The sequence below is a fragment of the Parabacteroides acidifaciens genome (genome assembly GCF_003363715.1).
GTDB classification, from domain to species: domain Bacteria; phylum Bacteroidota; class Bacteroidia; order Bacteroidales; family Tannerellaceae; genus Parabacteroides; species Parabacteroides acidifaciens.
The window spans coordinates 31,059-49,813 of the sequence record NZ_QREV01000037.1 but is presented as its reverse complement, the minus strand read 5'-3'; the positions used below and the strand labels follow the sequence as shown (position 1 = coordinate 49,813).

Here is an 18,755-nt window from a genome sequence, read left to right as displayed (position 1 = left end):
CAAGACTATTATAGTAGCGATAGATATTCCAAGAAAGTGAATGAAGTCCCCCCCCCATGAAATATCGGGTGAGCCATGAAACCGACTTGGAAATGCTTCGGTGTGCCGTCTTTGGCGATGACCATATAAGAAGGAACACCCTGGACGCCGAATTTGTTACAGATGTATGTCCATTGGGCATCCGTCATCCGGTAATGTTCGCCCTTGATGTCCGGGATCATTTGCTCCCAAGTCCCTTTCGGAGAGTTTTCACCGGCCAGGTAAAGGAATACGACATCTTTGCCAACGAAGTCTTTCTTCACCGGCTCGGATTGTTTCATCGCAGCTTTGCACGGACCGCACCAAGTTGCCCAGAAGTCGATGAAAACCACCTTTCCGCGATAAGGTGTCGTGATGGCATTGAACAACTCTTCTGCCGGGATCTCGGCGATATTCACACGGTTGACGGTGTAGCCGGATTTCTTTTTATTCTCCTCGATAAGCTGTTTTGACCTTGTTGTTCATCTGTGCGAAAGCTTCCCGGAAGACCGGAGATATTTTACCGGCCTCAGCAATCTCTTCGTCGCTTAGCGGCTGGAACTCTTTTATCGGCTTGGCCAGGCGTTGTGCGGCAAGCAGGTCGAAGAGCGTTCCTTTGTCTGTTCCCATGACTTTGACCAGGTCGGCCGTATTGTCCGGGACTTCGCCCTTAACTGTCCTTTCTTCTCCCGTGAAGTTCGCATATTGGATATACGAGATCAGATAAATAGAAGTGCCGTCATACAACATGAACGGATTGTTGCATACGAGCTCCGGTATGAAGTTGTAATATTCTATCGTTGGCACCACTTTCTTATAATCCGTCATAACCGAGTCGCGCGGGATCTTGTTGACCGTCCGGTAAGCATATTCCGTCATATTGGTGATACCGAACAACTGTTCCGCCAAGTCTTTATTCAGACTGTTTAGCAGAAGCGTGCGGTAAGCGTCGCTCAATTCCGTGTGGCTGTCCAATGTCGCTTTCTCCTTTTGGTAGCGGTCCATCCAGTATGCCTTGAACTGATCTGCGTTCATGGCGCTGATGTCGACAAACATTTGCATGTATTCGTCCTGCGTTCTGGGACTGACCGATACAAAACTGAGGGACGAATTGCAAGCCTCGTTGTTGAGGGCGGCAAAGGCTCCTGTAAAGTAATATTTCTCACCTAAAGACGGTTTGTCCTGTTGTTTCTTCGACTTCGCCCGGCATAGTTCAGGGAAGTTGACTTCAACCGTTGTCGTCTCTCCCGGTTTCAGATATATCTGCCCGTTCATAAAGTCGCCGACAATATTCAGGTTCGTCGGATGGTACAGCGGAACTTCCAGTTTGAAATTACCGTCCGGTTGCACAGCGATGTTATATTCGTCCGTACCGCCTGTCAGCATATTGAACGCCCACGCACGTCCTTTCAGTTCCATTTCCGGTTTATAGCCTGCGATATGCCCGTTCAGCACGGCTGTCCCGATTTTGAACTCCGGCTTTTCCAGTACGGGAGTTTCCTTCGGGTTCTTTTTCCCCGCTAAAGGTGAACTGGCAGGAGAGCTGTCCAGGTGTATGTTCCAGATTTTGAAGGCGCCTTCATCATTGCCTTCAATAAAATCGACCGTCTTCGTTCCCTTTGGCAGAGGAGGAAAGACCAGTTGGAACGAACTTGTCCCCGATTCCGGCATCCAGTGTTCCGCACTAAGTTCGATGCCGACGCCGTTCTTGATCGGATATTGCTTGCCGTCGGCTTGCAGGTAGGTTTCTTTGGCAACCCGTATCCAGTATTTCGGATGGAAGTAAGCGTCGATATAAAAGACTGTAGCCGTGTCGCTCAAGGCTATTTTGTCTATTTCCAGCGTTGTCGAGCTCCATGCGTCAAAAGCGGGCTGTTCGACTACGCGTTCCTGTGCCTGCAATCCTGTACAGCAGAGGAGTAATAAAAGTAGAGAGAGAATCTGTTTCATAAGTAATTCGATTTACGATTGATGCCGGTAATATACGAGTTTAAAAGCTTAAATAACCGTCTCTGTCACGACCTGTCCGTCGAAAAGGTTTATGATGCGGGAAGCAAAGCCGGCGTCGTGCTGGCTGTGCGTAACCATGACGATCGTTGTTCCTTCCTTATTCAGCTCGTTGAGGAGGTTCATTACTTCCTGTCCGTTTTTACTGTCCAGGTTACCGGTCGGTTCATCGGCGAGGATCAACTTCGGATTCGCAACTACGGCGCGGGCGATTGCGACACGCTGTTGCTGACCGCCGGAAAGTTGCTGCGGGAAGTGTTTTTCGCGGTGCGCGATTGCCATCCGTTCCATCGCTTCCTGTACTTTCTTCTTCCGTTCGCCGGCCGAAACACCCATATAGAGCAAAGGCAGCTCGATGTTCTCGTAAACATTCAACTCGTCTATCAGGTTAAAACTCTGGAAGACGAAACCGATAATTCCTTTACGCAGTTTTGTACGTTGAGCTTCCGTGTATCGGGAAACCTCGATCCCGTTCAGGAAATATTCCCCGGACGTCGGGTTGTCCAGCAATCCTAAGATGTTCAGCAACGTAGATTTACCGCAACCGGAAGGCCCCATTATGGCCACAAACTCCCCTTCTTTTACTTCTATGTTAACTTGGTTCAACGCTAACGTCTCCACCTCTTCCGTACGGAAGATCTTTTCTAATGCAACAGTTTTAATCATGGTGTGCTAAATTTGTTTACAAGATCTATGGCAAAAGTCGTGCCATAGATATAAATGTCTTGTATATAGAAAGTTGCCGATTGAAGATACTTCCTGTATTGTGCGTATCCGAACTGCCGCCGTGCGGATAAGCACACTTTAGCTTACATCTCGGTATGGATTAACCTTTTCTTGCCTGTTCATTAGCCCGTTCTAAGCGTTCTATTAGTCGTCCGCTTGGCGCCGAACGATCGTCCGCCGCCCAGTGAACGATCGTCCGCCACCAAGCGAACGATCGTTCGGCGCCCGGCGGACAACTAATGAATGCAATGAAACGGACTAAGGGGCAGGGATGTTTGACTTAGTTCTTCCTTATGTTTCGGATAAAAGGTCTATTTACACCGGAAATGTAACGATAGTTGTAATTTTTCCGTATGTTTGCGAAATCAAAAGAAATAGATATATGGAAACGACAAATAACGCATCCCGATATTGGTATGTCTTCTATAACGACCAACTCTTATTGCAAAAGAAAGCCGAAGGCTATACAATCCCTTTTACCGATAAAGCGCCTGTCGCAGTCGATCGTTCACTTCCCATAGAGATGCAGGACGGGACAGAGGCGATGGTTGCTTTTACCGATGCGCCGTTGGAGGAAACGGACGCTTTCCTGCCGATGGGACTCCGGGCTTCTTACGACTATATCGACCGGTCTTTATATGACCAGGCGGGAAAGGCTTACGAGATTGTCTATTGGGATAAGCATAGCCGTTTCTGTCCGGTGTGCGGTACGCCGACTGTGCAGGAAGGGCCGATCATGAAGAAGTGCCCCGCATGCGGGAATGAGATGTTTCCGGCGGTGTCACCCGCAATCCTTGTTTTAATAAGGAAAGGGGAAGAGATTCTGCTGGTGCATGCACGGAACTTCCGGGGATCGTTTCACGGGCTTGTCGCTGGTTTCCTGGAAACAGGCGAGACGTTGGAACAATGTGTGGAGCGCGAAGTGCGTGAAGAAACGGGGCTGTCGATCCGGAATATCACTTATTTCGGCAATCAACCCTGGCCGTATCCGAGTAATCTGATGATTGGTTTTATTGCCGATTATGCAGGTGGGGAGATCCGGCTTCAGGACGAGGAACTGAGCTCCGGTTCTTTCTTCTCGAAAGACAACCTGCCGGAGATACCGCGCAAGCTCAGCCTGGCGCGTAAGATGATTGACTGGTGGTTGGGAAATTAATAATTAAGAATTAATAATTAATCGTTATGAACTGGGGTGTAACTTGTAAATCGATCGTTATGAGAACTAAGGCTTTATGTTATCTTTTGTGTCTGTTGGGTATGGCTTTCGGGACGGAGAGCGCGTCTGCGCAGGTCACGCGTGCCGATTACCAGCGTGCCGACACGATTCTGAAATGCTCCGAACTTGTCTATTCTCCTGCCGTTCATCCCGAATGGATAGACAGTTCACACTATTTCTGGTATAAGAATCACGAGAAGGAGGGAGACTTCTTCTACCTTGTCAATGCCGAGAACGGGAAGAAGCAGCGTGCAGCCGACAAGAAAGGACTGGCGGCATTCTTCTCTAAAAAGCAAAAACAACTGGCGGAATCCCTCTTGAAAGAAGAAGAACGGAAGCCGGACCGTTGGCGTCGCCGTGATGAGGCACCGGAGCCTGTTGTCTCGCCGGATAAGAAGTGGGAGGCTTATGTGAAGGATAATAACCTTTATCTCTCGCCCGTTCAGGATGAGAAAGATAAAGGGAAACAGAAGGAGGAGATCGCCTTGACGATGGACGGGACGACGAACCTGCGCTATGATGGCGGGGCTGTCATCTGGTCGCCCGACTCGCGTAAGTTAGCAACGGTGAAGGTGCGTGACGTGAAGGAACGCCGCATACCGTTGATCGAGTCCAGTCCGTCCAGCCAGAAACAGCCGATCCTGCAATGGCGCGATTACGCCAAGCCGGGAGATGTATTGCCTGTTTACCTGCCTGTTCTCTTTGATGTGGAGGCGCGCAAACAGATTGTGCTGGATGTCGCTCCTTACGAAAACCAGTTCTATCTGAATCTGACCGGCTGGCGCGAAGACAGCCGTGCGTTCACGTTCGAGTTCAACCAGCGCGGACATCAACGCTATGTCATCGGCGAAGTGAATGTGGCTGACGGCTCTATCCGTCATTTGGTGGACGAGCAGACGAAGACATTTATCTACTATTACAATAACTATCGCTACGACCTGAATGACGGGAAGGAACTGCTTTGGATATCCGAGCGCGACGGATGGCGTCATCTTTACCTTATCGACGGCACGAACGGACAGGTCAAACAACAGGTGACAAAAGGCGAATGGGTTGTTCGCCATGTCGATCATGTGGATGAGGCCGGCCGCGTAGTCTACTTCACCGCCTCCGGTTTCAACAAAGGGGAAGATCCGTACAACCTGCATTACTGCCGTATCAATCTGGACGGGACAGGCTTTACGGATATGACGCCTGAAGACGGGAATCACCATGTGACATTCTCTGCCGACCGGAACTATTTTACCGATGTCTATTCACGTCCCGACCTGCCTCCGGTAAGCCTGTTGAAACGGACGGCTGATGCCTCTCCGGTCGCTGAACTTCAGAAATGCGATGTCAGCGGCTTGCAGGCGAAAGGCTGGCAGATACCGGAAGTATTCTCGGCAAAAGGACGTGACGGCAAGACGGACATCTGGGGAAATATCTATCGCCCGATGAACTTCGATGCTTCCCGTTCGTATCCGGTTGTGGAGATGATTTATGCAGGTCCGCACGACTCGCATGTCGACAAGGACTTTAAACCGGTTCATCATCTGATATCCAAGCTGGTGGAACTCGGCTTCATCGTTGTCTCCATTGACGGGATGGGAACGTCCAATCGTTCGAAGGCTTTCCACGATGTATGTTGGAAGAATCTGAAGGATGCTGGTTTTCCGGACCGTATTGCCTGGATGAAGGCGGCAGGGGCGAAGTATAAATATATGGATCTGGAGCGTGTCGGCATTTACGGCTGGTCGGCCGGCGGACAGAATGCGATGGCGGCTTTGCTGTTCCATAACGACTTCTATAAAGTGGCGGTTGCCCTTTGCGGTTGCCATGATAACCGGATGGATAAGATTTGGTGGAACGAGCAGTGGATGGGCTATCCGATCGACGCTTCATACAGCGCCTCTTCGAATGTGGACAATGCTTACCTGTTGAAAGGCAAGCTGCTCCTGATCAACGGCGAGCTGGACGACAACGTGGACCCGGCTTCCACTCTTCAGGTGGTCAGCGCCCTGATGAAAGCCGGCAAGAACTTCGAACAGCTCTATCTGCCGGGCAAGACGCACAGCTTGGGCGGCCCGTTCGAGATGCATAAGATGCACGATTTCTTTGTCAAGAACCTCTTGAACCAGGAACCGCCGGCGTGGGAATAGATTAGCGGTTCTCGATCGTGTCGAGCCAGATTTCCAGACAAACCTGCGGATAGAGTTCCATTGTCTCCTGTACGGTTGTCGAGGCCTTCATCCGGTTGGCAATCTCGTCGGCCGTATCGGGATAGGCAGTTTCGATCAGGTCGTTCAGAATAAAAGAGAAGAAATGCGGCTTCCGTTTCAGGTAGCGGTCCATTAATAGATAACAGGTGGCGGGAGAGGATGTCAGTATCTGGTTTTTCAGGTCTGCGTACTCTTCCGTTTCCATGTATTGGTAAGGCGTGTTCTCGACTCCCATTTCATCGCATTTGCTGAGGAAGGCGTTGAACTTCTCGTTGAATAGCTTCTTTTCCGTGCGCGATGCCATCTTCACCCCGCTATTGATGCGGTCACGGAGGTCAGGTGTAACCTTGAACACATCCGGTTCCGAATAGTCCTCGCTGCTGCAAGCGCCCAGCAAAGCGATTATGATGAATGCCAACAAGGTGGCTAATAGTTGTATCTTTGTCATACTGATTCTCCGATTAATGTTTCTTACATACTTATAAGACGTTAAATAACACGGAATTGTTGCAAAGGAGTACGACTTTTTTTGTAGAAAGTGATTATTCGGGGTGCTTAGTCGACTGGGACCGGAGTTATCATGCGTGTTGTATCTTTCATCTGTAACGAGTCTTTGTGCAGAAGAAGCGTGTCTTGTCCGGCTATCTGCGGATTGTCTTCTGCAAATTTCTTCTTTTTCTTGATGATATCGGGTGTAGGCAGGTTGTTGTAGTTCTTCCATGTCCCGTCGCGTTTCGCGTTACGTCTATGTATATATGATTTCCGGCTGGTCAGTTCCGCTATATCTAAAGTAGCGAATCCCGTATTGTAGGAATGGTTCGCAGGATCATTCTTCCAGGCTTTCAGCATATTCTCATAAACCGGTATTATTTGCCCCGGTTTCGGTCCGTATAGCCAAAAGACGGAAGGCGGTAAATCTTTCAATGCTATTTTGCGCCGGGTAGAGTCTGTCTGTATATATTCGGAAAAATCTTTGATGATCGGCAACGGGGTTACGGGAGACAGCTTCATGTTCGACGCCGGCTCGTCCAAGTTGATAAACGAACCTGATTGGATCGCTTTCATCGTCTCAGGATTCAGTTCCAGCTTTTCTTTGCCGGATAAAACGTTCTGAAGCCAGACTGAATCCTTTTTTGTCCATTGTTGTGCCGAGAGATAATCAGCTCCCTTCAGACAAATCAACATCACTATAAGTAGCTGTTTGCGCATGAAACCTATGAATTTGCAACGAAAGTAAATTAAGTTAGTGTTTGTTTATACTATAATTAGTGTAATTAGTCTTATCAATTTAAAATGTTAATTGTTTTTGGGATGTATTGACTTAATTAGTCTTTGGTTCTCTTTTTTACTGTTCTTTTTACCTTCAGGATCGCAAGGTTCAGCTCGACGGTCGATTCGCTTTCTGTGAAGTCGCCATCCGTTTCCTCTACCGCTTTGGGGCTTTTCAGAATGGTGGCGAGCATGTAGAGGCCTTTTTCGGTAAAGGCTTTTGCTTTAACGCGTACTTTGAAGGATATATTTGCGGTCGAAATTTTCGACTGCAAGGGGTACATCTCTTTGTTTGTCAACTCGATAATGTATCCTGAAAGAAACTCACTCGATAATCATTTGGGATAAATAAACTCATTATTTGCCAGAACTGAAGCAATAAATTATCATTTACAGGTTCACTTTTTCTTATATTTAGACTTTCTGCAAATTGAAAACTTACAATAACCCCCTTCCAAATATCTACAAGTAATCCTATTAAAGGGACTCATATCTCAAGTCCACAGAGGAAGAGGCTTTGCCTCTAAACTCTAAAATCGTTCGTTGAAACGAAACGGCAAAAGAGAGCCTACGGCAGAGGGGCTTATTGTATAAAACGCATTTTACAGCCTCGAAAGATGACCGAAAGCAAACAAATGTTAATCCGCTTTTCAGCCGTCAAAAAGGGGCTTTTTCCTCTGATCCGGCACCTTATCGCCATGAAAAGGGACTTTATTGCTCTGATCCGGCACTTTGTTGCTCTGAAGTCGGACTTCATATAGCACAAAGTCAACCTTCAAAGCGATGAAGCGTTACTTCAAAGCAGTTTTCTGCGCACCTCACGGCAACAAGTCTCCAAAATTTCCTTGGGATATTTGGAGCGCCGTCCGCCTTCGTTCGCAAATAATCGATTCTCCGGGAGTTAAGGTTTATCACTTTGACAGTGTTTCCGGTTTTCGATAATCAAATTGTACGCTTTTCGGAATGGGCCCGGCACCTCATTTCAGCTGTTGTCAGCCGAGCCGGTTAAAACCGTGAAAAGAGTCAATCCAAAATCGATCAAGATTTCGGATGAAATAGAAAAATGGCTGAAATAGGGGTTATTGTAAATTCATCAGGTTTGCATTTATCCGTTATTGATTCATTATTTGCAGGTTTAAACTGATCCGTATAGCCGGCCTCATCCTTGTGTTTATCCCCGATGATACGTTTTTCTACTTCCTGTTTAGCAATAATCTTTACTCAGTTTTGATTGTTTCTGCCGGATTCAATCGTGAAATCAGCCAGATGCGATAGGCGACGGTTACGCATACGATTGTTGTTGTCAGAAAGATAATCTCTAACCATATAAGAGGATTATTCAGCCATCCCGGAGAAATGACTGCCTCGGAGTCGGTTAATGCATGCAGGAATAAATAGACAATCGCTAAAGAAGGAATAGCCGCAATAATCAACAGGCGGATGTACAACTTCCCGAATAAGAGTGCTATTACGCGGGGACCTGCCCCATTGATTTTCCGGATGGCAACTTCCTTTTGACGGCTGTGCGTATCAAGCGTAATGGCGGAATAGATTCCCAGGATAGTTATGATTAAACTGATGACAGAGAGCAAAGTGAACATATTGCTCATCAGTTCCGAGCCTCCGTTATACCGGAAACGTTCTTCCTGCTTGGTCGTCAATTCGAAAGGAATGGATTCCGGCAGGCGGTTGTGAACAATACGGAGTATCTCTTTCCGGACGTTTTGTTCTTGGCCGGGTACACATTTGACGTAGACAGTGCTGTAGTTCGGCTTGTCAGGTACAGAAAGGAATGTGAAGCGGTGATATTGGTTGGCCTTTACGATCTGTTCTTTAGTGTAGAGCGGTTCGAATGGCATTTGTTCGTATATGCCTGTGATCTGGTAAGTCTTGTCTCCCAGTTGTACGGATGAAGGATTCTTCTCTCCGTCTTTTTCCAGTTCCCAGATCAGTGAGCGTGAAACGGCTATCTCATTGGGCGCTTGTGGCATTCTTCCTTCTATCTTCAGGTTCATAAAGTCTGGATAGTTGCTACTGACAACATGTTGTATGCCGTGTACGGCCTCTTCCTTTTTCGTTATGTAATCCGGGTAGCCCCCTATATTCTCCGATAAAATATCTTTTACACCCGCAAGTGCATGGATGTGGGAAACTATTTCTTCTTCATGGCCTTGCAATTGCGGTTCCCAAAGTTCTATTTTCCAGATACGGGTGCATTCTTCTTCGGTCAATGTGTTATTTCTTTTCTCGTCTACAAGGTTATGGATACTCCCAAGTCCGATTGCACCGGCAACAAAGAGGAAACAAATGAACAGTTGCACGCCCAGCATAAAGTTGCGTACGCCATGCTTCTCTCGTCTGGTCCCTTTTATCCCTTCTGTCAGCGAAAGCCGCCTGATACGGAAAATAGCCCAGGTAGCAATCAGCAGGCAGATGATAAGTAGAATGCATAAGTATTCCATCTCCTGCCAAATCAGGGTAGGTGTGTGGATAAATACATCCTCGTCGATCAGTTCTTGGCTTGCCAGATATTGATAATAAACGGGAATGACCCATTCGATCAAAGCAAGGCTTACTAAAGCCGATAGAATAAAGAGAATAGCGATTTCACTAAAAAGCAGACAGAACAGTCCTGTCGAATCGGACCCCAAGCATTTCCGCAGGCTGAGTTCACGTGTCCGGTTATAGAACGATTGGATACAGAACTTGAGGAAATTGATCATGGCTGCAACCAGTATCAAGGCTCCGATCACCGGAATAAGAAGTGTTGCGCTGAGATTGTCCGGTTTGTGCATTTCCTCTTTTAAGGTTCGTACTGCAAGGTAATTGTCGTTTTCGTTTCCGAAAGCCGGTATTTGTTTTTGCAGCCGTTGGTTTATTTCTGCACTCGAAACATCCTTATCCAGCAAGACAACCGGATTCTCATATCTCCTTTCCGGGTTTATTGTCGAGGTTTCCAGGAAGTAGAGGTCTTTCTTTTCCTGTACTCCATCCGGTAAATCCCGGATGACTGCGCTGATCGTGGAGTATCGGATTGCGGATGTATCGTTGTCTGCCTGGCTGAAATAGAGTGTTTTACCAAGAGGCGTTTCATCGCCGAACATTTTCTTTGCAGATGATTCGCTTATCCATGCCTCTCCCGGTTTTAATATAGGTGTCTGTCCTTCCGGAGTTCTCATGCTGAAGATCGCAGGAAAGTCTGCAGTGATGTTCAGAAAACTACACTGGAACGGAACCTCTTTTTGTCCGGCTTTACAAAGAGTAATATTAGCCTTTGTAAAGCCATATGAGTAGGCAATCTTTTCTATTCCGGTTACAGGATTACTGATCAATGCTTGTAGCTCCTTGCCCGGTATGTAAGGTTGTTCATAACTGTTCTTTGTCGACTTGATATAAATATTGGCTATCCTGTCACTATTTTCCCAAGCAGTGAACTGATTGTTGAATCTCCTGATGTAATAGGAGGTCATACTGAAACAGAGCAACCCGATAGCGATTCCAATGATGGAAAGCAAGTATTGGACTTTGTTTTTGAGTATTTGCCGTATGGCTATTTTTAAGTAGTGCTTTAACATGATGTTATGTTATTTGTTTTTATTCAGTTTTAATAACTTCTGCCGGATTGGTTGCGGCGGCCCTTTTAACCTGTTGGAAAATAGAGAGAAGGACGATTCCGCTGGTGATAATGAAGACCAGGAGGAACAGCCATGCCGGCAGAGTCGTGTGGTTGGCATATGTTTCCAGCCATCGTTTAGCCAACAGGTAACCGACCGGGAGGGCAAAAGCATTTCCCAGCGTGACCAACAGGAAATATTCCCGGAAGAACAGTTGCAGGATGTGATAGAAGGTTGCCCCGTTCACCTTGCGGATCGCAATCTCTTTCCTCCGTTGTTCGGTGGAAAGGCTGACCAACGAATAAATGCCGAAGGTTGAGATCAGGATGCAGACCAGTGAGAGAATGCTGAAAATGGTAAAGATCACTTTCTCCGGTCGGTTGAACGTATCTACCAAGTCGGACAGTTCCGTGAACATTTTATTGCGGTTTATATTGTCATTCTGAATATGCGAGGTCACTTCGCGGAGATGTTCCAAGACCTCTTTCTTATGTCCCGGCGCATAACGGATATAGAACAGATAAGCCGGTTCAAACCCTTTTACCATTGGATTGTCGAAAGTCGTGAAGAACAGAGGTAATACCGGATACTGCATGGGTGCATACATATAATCGTGTATGACGCCGCAGACTTTGAGCGGACTTGCCTGCTTGTTTTCCGGATTGTAGACCGAACGTTCAAACAGGTCGGCATATCCTAACGTCTGCAAACAAGTTTCATTCACCAGAAAACCATAAGCATTTGCATCGGTAAGCCAACTCCCGGATTGCAGTTGTAAACCGAAGAAAGAAAAGAAGTCTTTGTCGGCAACGAGTACCGGATCACTGCGGTTCGGGTCCGGTTCGGCCGGGTCAAAACAGAAGTGGGTATAAAAAGAGCCGTACCAGTCTCCCTGCTCCGTAAAGACCGGAGCGTTTCCACAGGTAAATGTAACTCCTTTCACGTACGGATGATTCGCCATTTCCGGCTTTAGGACGCTCAGGTCTGTCTGGTAGGCAGTGCTGAATCCCAAATCTACCTGGATGACTTGGCTGTAGTCGATTCCCTTATCTTTCGACAGGATGAAATGTAACTGCCGGAATAATCCTAAAGAGGTGATGAAAAAGAGTGAACCGATAAATATCTGTACGACAATCAAGCTCCGTTTAAAGAGTACGGGCTTTTGTATCTTGTGTTCCAATAGACTCCGTATCGGATAATAGCAAACAAGAAGGAATGCCAATATGCTGGTGCCTGCTATTGATATCATATTACCGAAAAGCGAGACGCGCGAAAGATGGCGGCTGACATCTTCGTAGATGCCGTACCGGTTCCAGGTCGTATAACTTTCGTAGTAAGGGTAAATACTCTCGATCAGGCAGAAAGCAATTAGGAAAGCGATCAGCAACGGTAATACCAACTCCGTGCATCCTTTTAGCATCATGCTTTTTGTTGAAGCTCCGACACAAAGGTATGTGCGGTTCTTCTGCTGTTTCCGTTGCTGCTGTCCGATGAAGAGGACCAGCAGGTTGATAAGGGCGCTCAGGAAAGCCATTGCGCCAGCCAATGCCAGGATGTGAATGTTCCGGATGCGATCCGTCAGTTCGGGATGGCAACGGAGATGGACTTCCGGAGCGGTCAACAGATGTATTTTCCATTTCTTGTCGGCGCGGCTTTTGTAACGCGCCAGTTTGGTGTGTACCTGTATGATGCTTGCATTTTTTTGGAGGCGTACGTAGGTCGTCATCCGTTTTACGTGATTGGGTCTTGGCGATCTGATCAACAGGAAGTCGAACAGCAGGTCGGTATTATCCGGATAGTTCCGGATGACGCCTGCGACAACGGGACGGAGGTCTTCGTCCAGCGCCACTTCTTTCCCCACGCAATCTGTTGTCCCGAACAGCTTGCGGGCAGTCCGTTCCGTCAGTATGACGTTACTGCCATCAGGCGATTTACCTTTGTAAGTCCCTGCTATGAAGTCCGCCCAAAAGAGATCGAAGAAAGAATGGTCGCTTTCCATGCCGTGCAAAGAGATTGTCTCATCCTTTTGTTTGAGTGTGAAGCTGAGATGATTGAAGGAACAGGATGCTTCGATTTCGGGAAGCAACTGAAACAACTCCTTCCGGTCGTCGACGTGCAGTTGGTCCAGATCCGAGTTTGTTCCATTGGCCCGTTTGACAAGTCCTTCCGTCGTCAGGCAGTAGAGCCGGTCGGCTTCCGGGTGGAAATTATCGAAATGTGTTTCCCACCACAGCCAATAACCTCCTAATATGAAAGCAGTGAATCCGATTGCCAGCCCAATGATGCTGACAACGGATTGTGTCCGGTATTTCAGGAGTTCCCGGAAGGAAACTTTGATGTAGTGTGATAGCATGATACTTCTGTTTGTTGGCAGTTGATCCGATTGTTATTAAATTTCAGAGGGCGAAATTATAACATCCCCCGGATATAAAGATACAAAAGACGTGCCATTCTTGTATGGTTCTGTTATATAGTTGTTTATATGGTTTTTCGCTTCGCCCTGCATGTGTGTTTCCGCACGAAAGGCGTTCTTATCCGCACGATGCGAACAAACTATTTCGAAGCTCCTTATGCACTAATCCGAAGATAAGCAGGAAGTAATTCACGGATAGGCAGAAAGTTGTGATACGGTGTAGAGGGTATCGTGAATACCATGTACATTGTATAGACGATACCCTGTACATCCTATTTGCGATACGGTGTAGACCTAATTCTTACTCCCTGCCTATCCGTGAATTAATGCCTGCCTGTCAATGGAATAGTTGTTCCTTGTGTATGAGATAGCTTATAGCAGGTTGCCGGGTGGGAAATGCCGGGTTGTGCCGGAAAAATGCCGAGTCAGTGCCGGGTTGGCGAATCTGCCGGCATCGATACTTGGCTGATAAACAGTTGGGTATGCAGGTCAGTGCCGGGATGCCGGTAGATTCGCGTTTTTTCCTTATGTAAAAATATTTTTACTCTGTCTTGATCACCTCCGCCGGGTTCTGGTTGGCTGCCCTGTGGATGCGCCAGCCGGTGCAGAGCGTCAGGAGCAGGACGAGGACAAGCCATATTGCCGGATAGAGCCACCAACTGATCGTTGTCTGCAAGACGTAGTTCTCGATCCACGACTTCATGATCAGATAACCGGCGGGGAAGGCGATGAGCGAAGCGATACATAACAGGCGCAGGTTTGTGGCGAAGAACAGGCGCAGGATGTCCGATGCTGTCGCCCCGTTTACCTTGCGGACGGCAATCTCTTTTCTGCGTTGTTCACAGTCCAGCGTCACTTGCGAGAAGACGCCGAACAGTGAGATCAGGATGCAGACGAGCGTTACGAAGTCGAGCATCTTGAGCAACGCCTGTTCCGATTTCAGGAACTTTTCGTATTCCTCTTCCATAAAAGAGATGTATGTGTCGACCGCATTGGGTTGCATCTTCTTTACCAATTGCTCGATCTGCTGTTTGCATAGTTTGCTGCTGCCGGGCTGATGGCGGAAGATGACGGTGGTCGAATAGTCGTCTTGGGGGTTTTTCCCCATCGGGCTGAAGTCGAGCATGATCGGTTTGACCGGAATGGTCGGCGGAGCGATGTAGAAGTCTTTGATGACACCGTCGATCGTATGGCCGGAGTAGTCTTTGAGGCTGAGCGTTTTGCCGATCGGGTCGCCGATGCCCAATGCTTTTACTGCCGCCTCATTGATCAGTATATGGTCTTGTGTGTTCCCTTCCGGCAGCTTGCCTTTCACGAGTTGCAGGCCGTAGAACTTGAAATAGCGGTTGCTGCACGGGATCGACTGGATCGTGATGCCTTCCGTAGAAGCCGGCTTGCCTTCCCACTCCGTAAAGTAGCGATAAAAACGGGAATGGCTGGGGAATAGTGCATCGTGTTTGTCCGGATAGACCTCTGCGATGGAAGGGAGCTTGGTGATCTCTTCTTTCAGTCCGTCCGTCACGGGATATATGCGTACGCAGCCCCGGTCTGCCCGCGCCAGTCCGAGGTCGGTTGTGTGCAGGTGATAAATCTGCTTGATAAATACAGATGAGCAAAAGATGAATCCGATACTGATGATCAGTTGCAGCGTCAGGCTGACTTTCGGGAAGATGTTTTTCCCTTTTCCGTCTGTAGAACCTCTGAGCGCTTTTTGCAACGAGCGTTTCCGGAAATAGTAGATGGGAAACTGAGAGAACAGAAAAGCCAATAGGCTGATGATCCCGAAATAAATGAATGTTTCCAGATAGAGGCCGGATGCGTCTGTCTTTACATTTGACAGCTCCTGAAACGTTGGTAATATGAGCTCGATCAAGACTAATCCTGTCAGGAGTGCAATGAAAAGTGTCAACAGGTATTCAGAGGCAAAAAGCGCGAATAAATTCCCGTTGGACGATCCGCACACTTTCCTGAGGCCGATCTCTTTGCTCCGTATCCGTATGCGGTTGGCAAACAATGTCAGGTAGTTGAACAGCGCACACAAAATCACCAGTCCGCCGGCAAGGGCGAAAAGGAGGATATGATCGAACTTAACAGTCGGTTCTTCTATCGGGCGGTCATAACGCATGGCTGTGACAGGCGTCAGGACAAGATGAGTCAGTTTATCTCTTCCCTTTTCTATTTCGTGTTGGTAGAGCTTCTGGCTGAATGCTTTCATATCTGTGCCGGGACGAACCTTTATATATGTTTGGCAGTTAGCAACGCCCCATTCATTTATGATAACGGACGGCTTTAGTATTTCAAACGGGAAGTTGGAGTGCCGGTTCTGGCCGGCAACAATGGCGCATATCTCTACTTCGTCGGACCATATTTTCAGTTTCTCTCCCAACGGGTCCGCATTCCCGAAGACTTTTCTGGCAAGCCTGTCTGTAATTGCGATCTTATTACTTTTCGGGATCATGAAATCCCGGTTGCCGGAAATAATCTTGATTTCGAACATACGTTCGACTGCAGAGTCTGTCGACATTTCAAACGCTTCCTGCTTTTTCCCTTTATAAGTAAACTCGGAATTCCATGCACCGGTATTGCATGATTCCTCCACCTCCGGAAAAGTTTCCTTCAAATAGCTGGAAAGCGGATAAGGCGTAACACTGGAAACACCCTGGTCGTCGGTTTCCGATTCTGCCCGTACATAATACATCCGGTCTACTCCTTCCCGGAACGTGTCGTACGTAAGTTCATACCGTATCCAAAGCGAAGACAAGGCAAAGCAGGTAAACCCGATCGCCAGCCCGAGGATGCTGATGACAGACTGAAGCCTGTACTTCCGGAGGTTGCGGAACGCTATTTTGATGTAGTGGTATAACATGGTGTTTGTTGTTTATTAATTACTTTCTGTTATTCTGTCTTGATCACCTCCGCCGGGTTCTGGTTGGCCGCTTTCCGGATGCGGAAGATGACGGTACAGGTTGTCAGTAGCAGGATCGTGAAGAAGATGCTGCCCCAGTAGAAGAATCCTTGCTCGAAGAACACAATGTACATCTGTTTCCAGAAATGCAGGATCAGGATGACTAAAGCAAGTGCCGGGAGTGCAGAGAACAGCAATAGCTTGATATAGAAGAGGGCGAACAGGCGGATGATGGCCATCGAGCTGGCTCCGTTCACTTTCCGTACTGCCACCTCCTTTTGCCTGTGTTCGGTGTCGAGGGTGATGGCGGAATATACGCCTAACAGGGTGATAATTAGGCAGACGATCGTGAAGAACAGGATGATGCCTTTCAACTTGCTTTCGAGTGCTTGCTTTTCGTTTATATCCTCTTTAAAAGTCCGGACATAAGGTTGAACGCTGGATGGCAACACCTCTCGCAATACGGTATAGATATGTTCCCTGATCTGTTTCTCCTGTCCGGGATATGTCTTGATATAGCAATGCCCGATTTCTTTATCCAAGTCGGCGGGCAGGAAAACAGTCCCTATATTCCCGTTGTAAATATCTGGGAAGAAGGAAGACGCGACGCCGCACAGGGAATAGGCATCCGCATAGTTATATAATGACGTGCCGAATTGTATGTCCGGATGTTTCTGCATGAATGTCTCGTCTGCCAGTATCTCTCCCTTATTACTGAAAGTCCGTCCGGACTGTAGAGGAATCTGCATGAATGTGAAGAAGTTGGGTGAGATGCGGAGCAACTGCACTTCCATGCCGCTATCTTTATTGTCTATGTCTTTATAAAAACCTGTATGGCTTGGTTCTTCGGTGTAAGGCTCATCGGCCAGTAGTACATCTTTTACGCCGGCTTGCTGCCTGATACGGTTTACAATGTCCAGTTTCTCTTCTGTTTTCATAAACGAATAATCGAGGGAGAAGCTGAAGATGGATTCTTTCTCCTGCATACTGAGCGTGTTGAAGATGGCTTTTGTCGTTGTTTGTGTTTGCAGATAGAGGGCAAATGTCAAAGACACAAATAGCCAGCAGATAAAAAACTGTATACCTAACATGGTGTTTCGCAGATAATGTTTTCCTGCCCGCAGTTCTCCGCCACGGATACCCTTCTGAATTGATATCCGCCGGATGCGCAGAACTGTCAGCAGGCAAACAGCCATGCAAGCCAACAGAATCAGAAGGATATATTCTCCGGTTTGTAACAATAACAGGCTCGAATCGAATGTCAAATGGATTTTGAACAGGTCGATTTGTAATCCGGAACCGATTTGCTCCAGCAGGCATCCTGTCAGGACCGCTGTTAAGGCGATTAACAGGAAGGATTGGGTAAAAAGTTGGACGAACAATTGGAAACTGCTACTGCCGTTTACTTTCCGGATACTATATTCGTGGGTACGGCTCATAAACTGCCCGATCATGAAATAAAAGAAGTCCAGTAATCCGGTCAGCAGGATTAACAGACCGATAGTCCCGGTAAGCCAGGAGATACCATTAGCTGCTTTCCGGATTGTTTCGTCATGTCCGATTTGCAGGCTTCTGACGTTTGCATTTTCTTTAAAGAGAGGAAATGTTTGTTTCTTCTCGATAAAGTGCCGGTCCAGTTCGGCAGGGCTTTTTCCTTGTTGTAACAAGGCATATGTACAGCACCCGGTCATATTCTCATCTCCTTTAAAGGTGAATAATCCTTCGCTGTCGTTAAGAGTCAGCAGGTCGATGTTTCTCATCAGATGCATACTGGTGTTGGTGGGCAGGTCTTTGATGACGGCCCGTATAGTGTAATAGATGCCGCCTGTTTCAGGAGTGGATTCGGGAGACGTGAATAGGCGTTTGCTTAGTTCCAGCTGTTTGCCGATTGCTTCGGATGCGTTTTTAAACACCTTTCGGGCTGTCGTTTCCGTTATGACAGCCGAATTGGCGGAATTGGCTGCTTGCTGCCAGCTTCCGAAAAGAATATCAGGCGTAAAAATATGATAATAAGAAGTGTCGACCTCCATTGTCTGGAATGTATAAGGAAGACTTTTCTCTTCTTGCAGCCATACGTTGAACGGACGTTCACTTGCGTACACCGTGCGGCAAAGATCTTCTATTTCCGGATATTGCATGGATTTCAGAACTTCGGCAAAAGAGGCTGGTGTACCGGAAAAAGGTTTGTTGTCGAGATATAACTGAATGTCGGCAATCCGTTTGTGATGCCGGAAACAAGAGTCGATACTCAGCATAAAGCGACTGCAGTACAAACAGAGGCTGAAACAAAGCAGTCCGACGGACAATCCCGCAACAGAGATCGCGTTTTGTAATTTATATCGGAGTATGGTACAGTATGCAATTTTAATATAATGTAGTATCATGT

Annotated in this window: 11 protein-coding genes and 1 pseudogene; 2 read left to right on the top strand and 10 right to left on the bottom strand. The window is 47.5% G+C overall.

What is annotated here, in order from left to right; genetic code table 11:
- Positions 1-8 precede the first annotated feature (8 nt).
- The 3 genes from DWU89_RS21115 to DWU89_RS14220 are packed head-to-tail and all read right to left on the bottom strand — an operon-like array spanning position 9 to position 2,691.
- Complete coding sequence (locus tag DWU89_RS21115) at positions 9-437, bottom strand: TlpA family protein disulfide reductase (RefSeq protein WP_244205917.1); 429 nt, start codon at positions 435-437, stop codon at positions 9-11.
- Positions 438-465: 28 nt separating this feature from the next.
- Positions 466-1,968, bottom strand: coding sequence for a TlpA family protein disulfide reductase (locus DWU89_RS14225; protein WP_244205916.1), 1,503 nt, complete (start codon positions 1,966-1,968; stop codon positions 466-468).
- Between the two features lie 48 nt (positions 1,969-2,016).
- A complete protein-coding gene (locus tag DWU89_RS14220) occupies positions 2,017-2,691 on the bottom strand; it encodes an ABC transporter ATP-binding protein (RefSeq protein WP_115500299.1) in 675 nt (224 codons plus the stop codon).
- Positions 2,692-3,133: 442 nt separating this feature from the next.
- On the opposite strand from DWU89_RS14220, the gene nudC reads away from it, so the two are divergent.
- Together nudC and DWU89_RS14210 are read left to right on the top strand one after the other, a co-directional pair.
- Positions 3,134-3,907 (top strand): NAD(+) diphosphatase, encoded by a 774-nt coding sequence (gene nudC / locus DWU89_RS14215; RefSeq protein WP_115500298.1) that lies wholly within the window; start codon positions 3,134-3,136, stop codon positions 3,905-3,907.
- 101 nt (positions 3,908-4,008) lie between these two features.
- Positions 4,009-6,108 (top strand): S9 family peptidase, encoded by a 2,100-nt coding sequence (locus DWU89_RS14210; RefSeq protein WP_392391934.1) that lies wholly within the window; start codon positions 4,009-4,011, stop codon positions 6,106-6,108.
- A 1-nt stretch (position 6,109) separates the two neighbouring features.
- Here DWU89_RS14210 and DWU89_RS14205 read toward each other — a convergent pair whose 3' ends face one another.
- From DWU89_RS14205 to DWU89_RS14175, 7 genes and pseudogenes are all read right to left on the bottom strand, one after another.
- A complete protein-coding gene (locus tag DWU89_RS14205; RefSeq protein ID WP_115500297.1) occupies positions 6,110-6,616 on the bottom strand; it encodes a hypothetical protein in 507 nt (168 codons plus the stop codon).
- A 107-nt stretch (positions 6,617-6,723) separates the two neighbouring features.
- The gene (locus tag DWU89_RS14200) at positions 6,724-7,377 is read right to left on the bottom strand and encodes a DUF4858 domain-containing protein (protein WP_115500296.1); all 654 of its coding nucleotides are present in this window, start codon (positions 7,375-7,377) and stop codon (positions 6,724-6,726) included.
- Positions 7,378-7,493: 116 nt separating this feature from the next.
- A pseudogene (locus DWU89_RS14195) lies at positions 7,494-7,751 on the bottom strand (ORF6N domain-containing protein); the annotation flags it as partial.
- A 903-nt stretch (positions 7,752-8,654) separates the two neighbouring features.
- Positions 8,655-11,012, bottom strand: coding sequence for an ABC transporter permease (locus DWU89_RS14190; RefSeq protein ID WP_115500295.1), 2,358 nt, complete (start codon positions 11,010-11,012; stop codon positions 8,655-8,657).
- A 19-nt stretch (positions 11,013-11,031) separates the two neighbouring features.
- Complete coding sequence (locus DWU89_RS14185) at positions 11,032-13,404, bottom strand: FtsX-like permease family protein (protein ID WP_115500294.1); 2,373 nt, start codon at positions 13,402-13,404, stop codon at positions 11,032-11,034.
- Between the two features lie 601 nt (positions 13,405-14,005).
- The gene (locus DWU89_RS14180; protein ID WP_115500293.1) at positions 14,006-16,330 is read right to left on the bottom strand and encodes an ABC transporter permease; all 2,325 of its coding nucleotides are present in this window, start codon (positions 16,328-16,330) and stop codon (positions 14,006-14,008) included.
- A gap of 29 nt (positions 16,331-16,359) precedes the next feature.
- Positions 16,360-18,753, bottom strand: a complete 2,394-nt coding sequence (locus tag DWU89_RS14175; protein ID WP_115500292.1) for an ABC transporter permease — start codon at positions 18,751-18,753, stop codon at positions 16,360-16,362.
- Positions 18,754-18,755 lie beyond the last annotated feature (2 nt).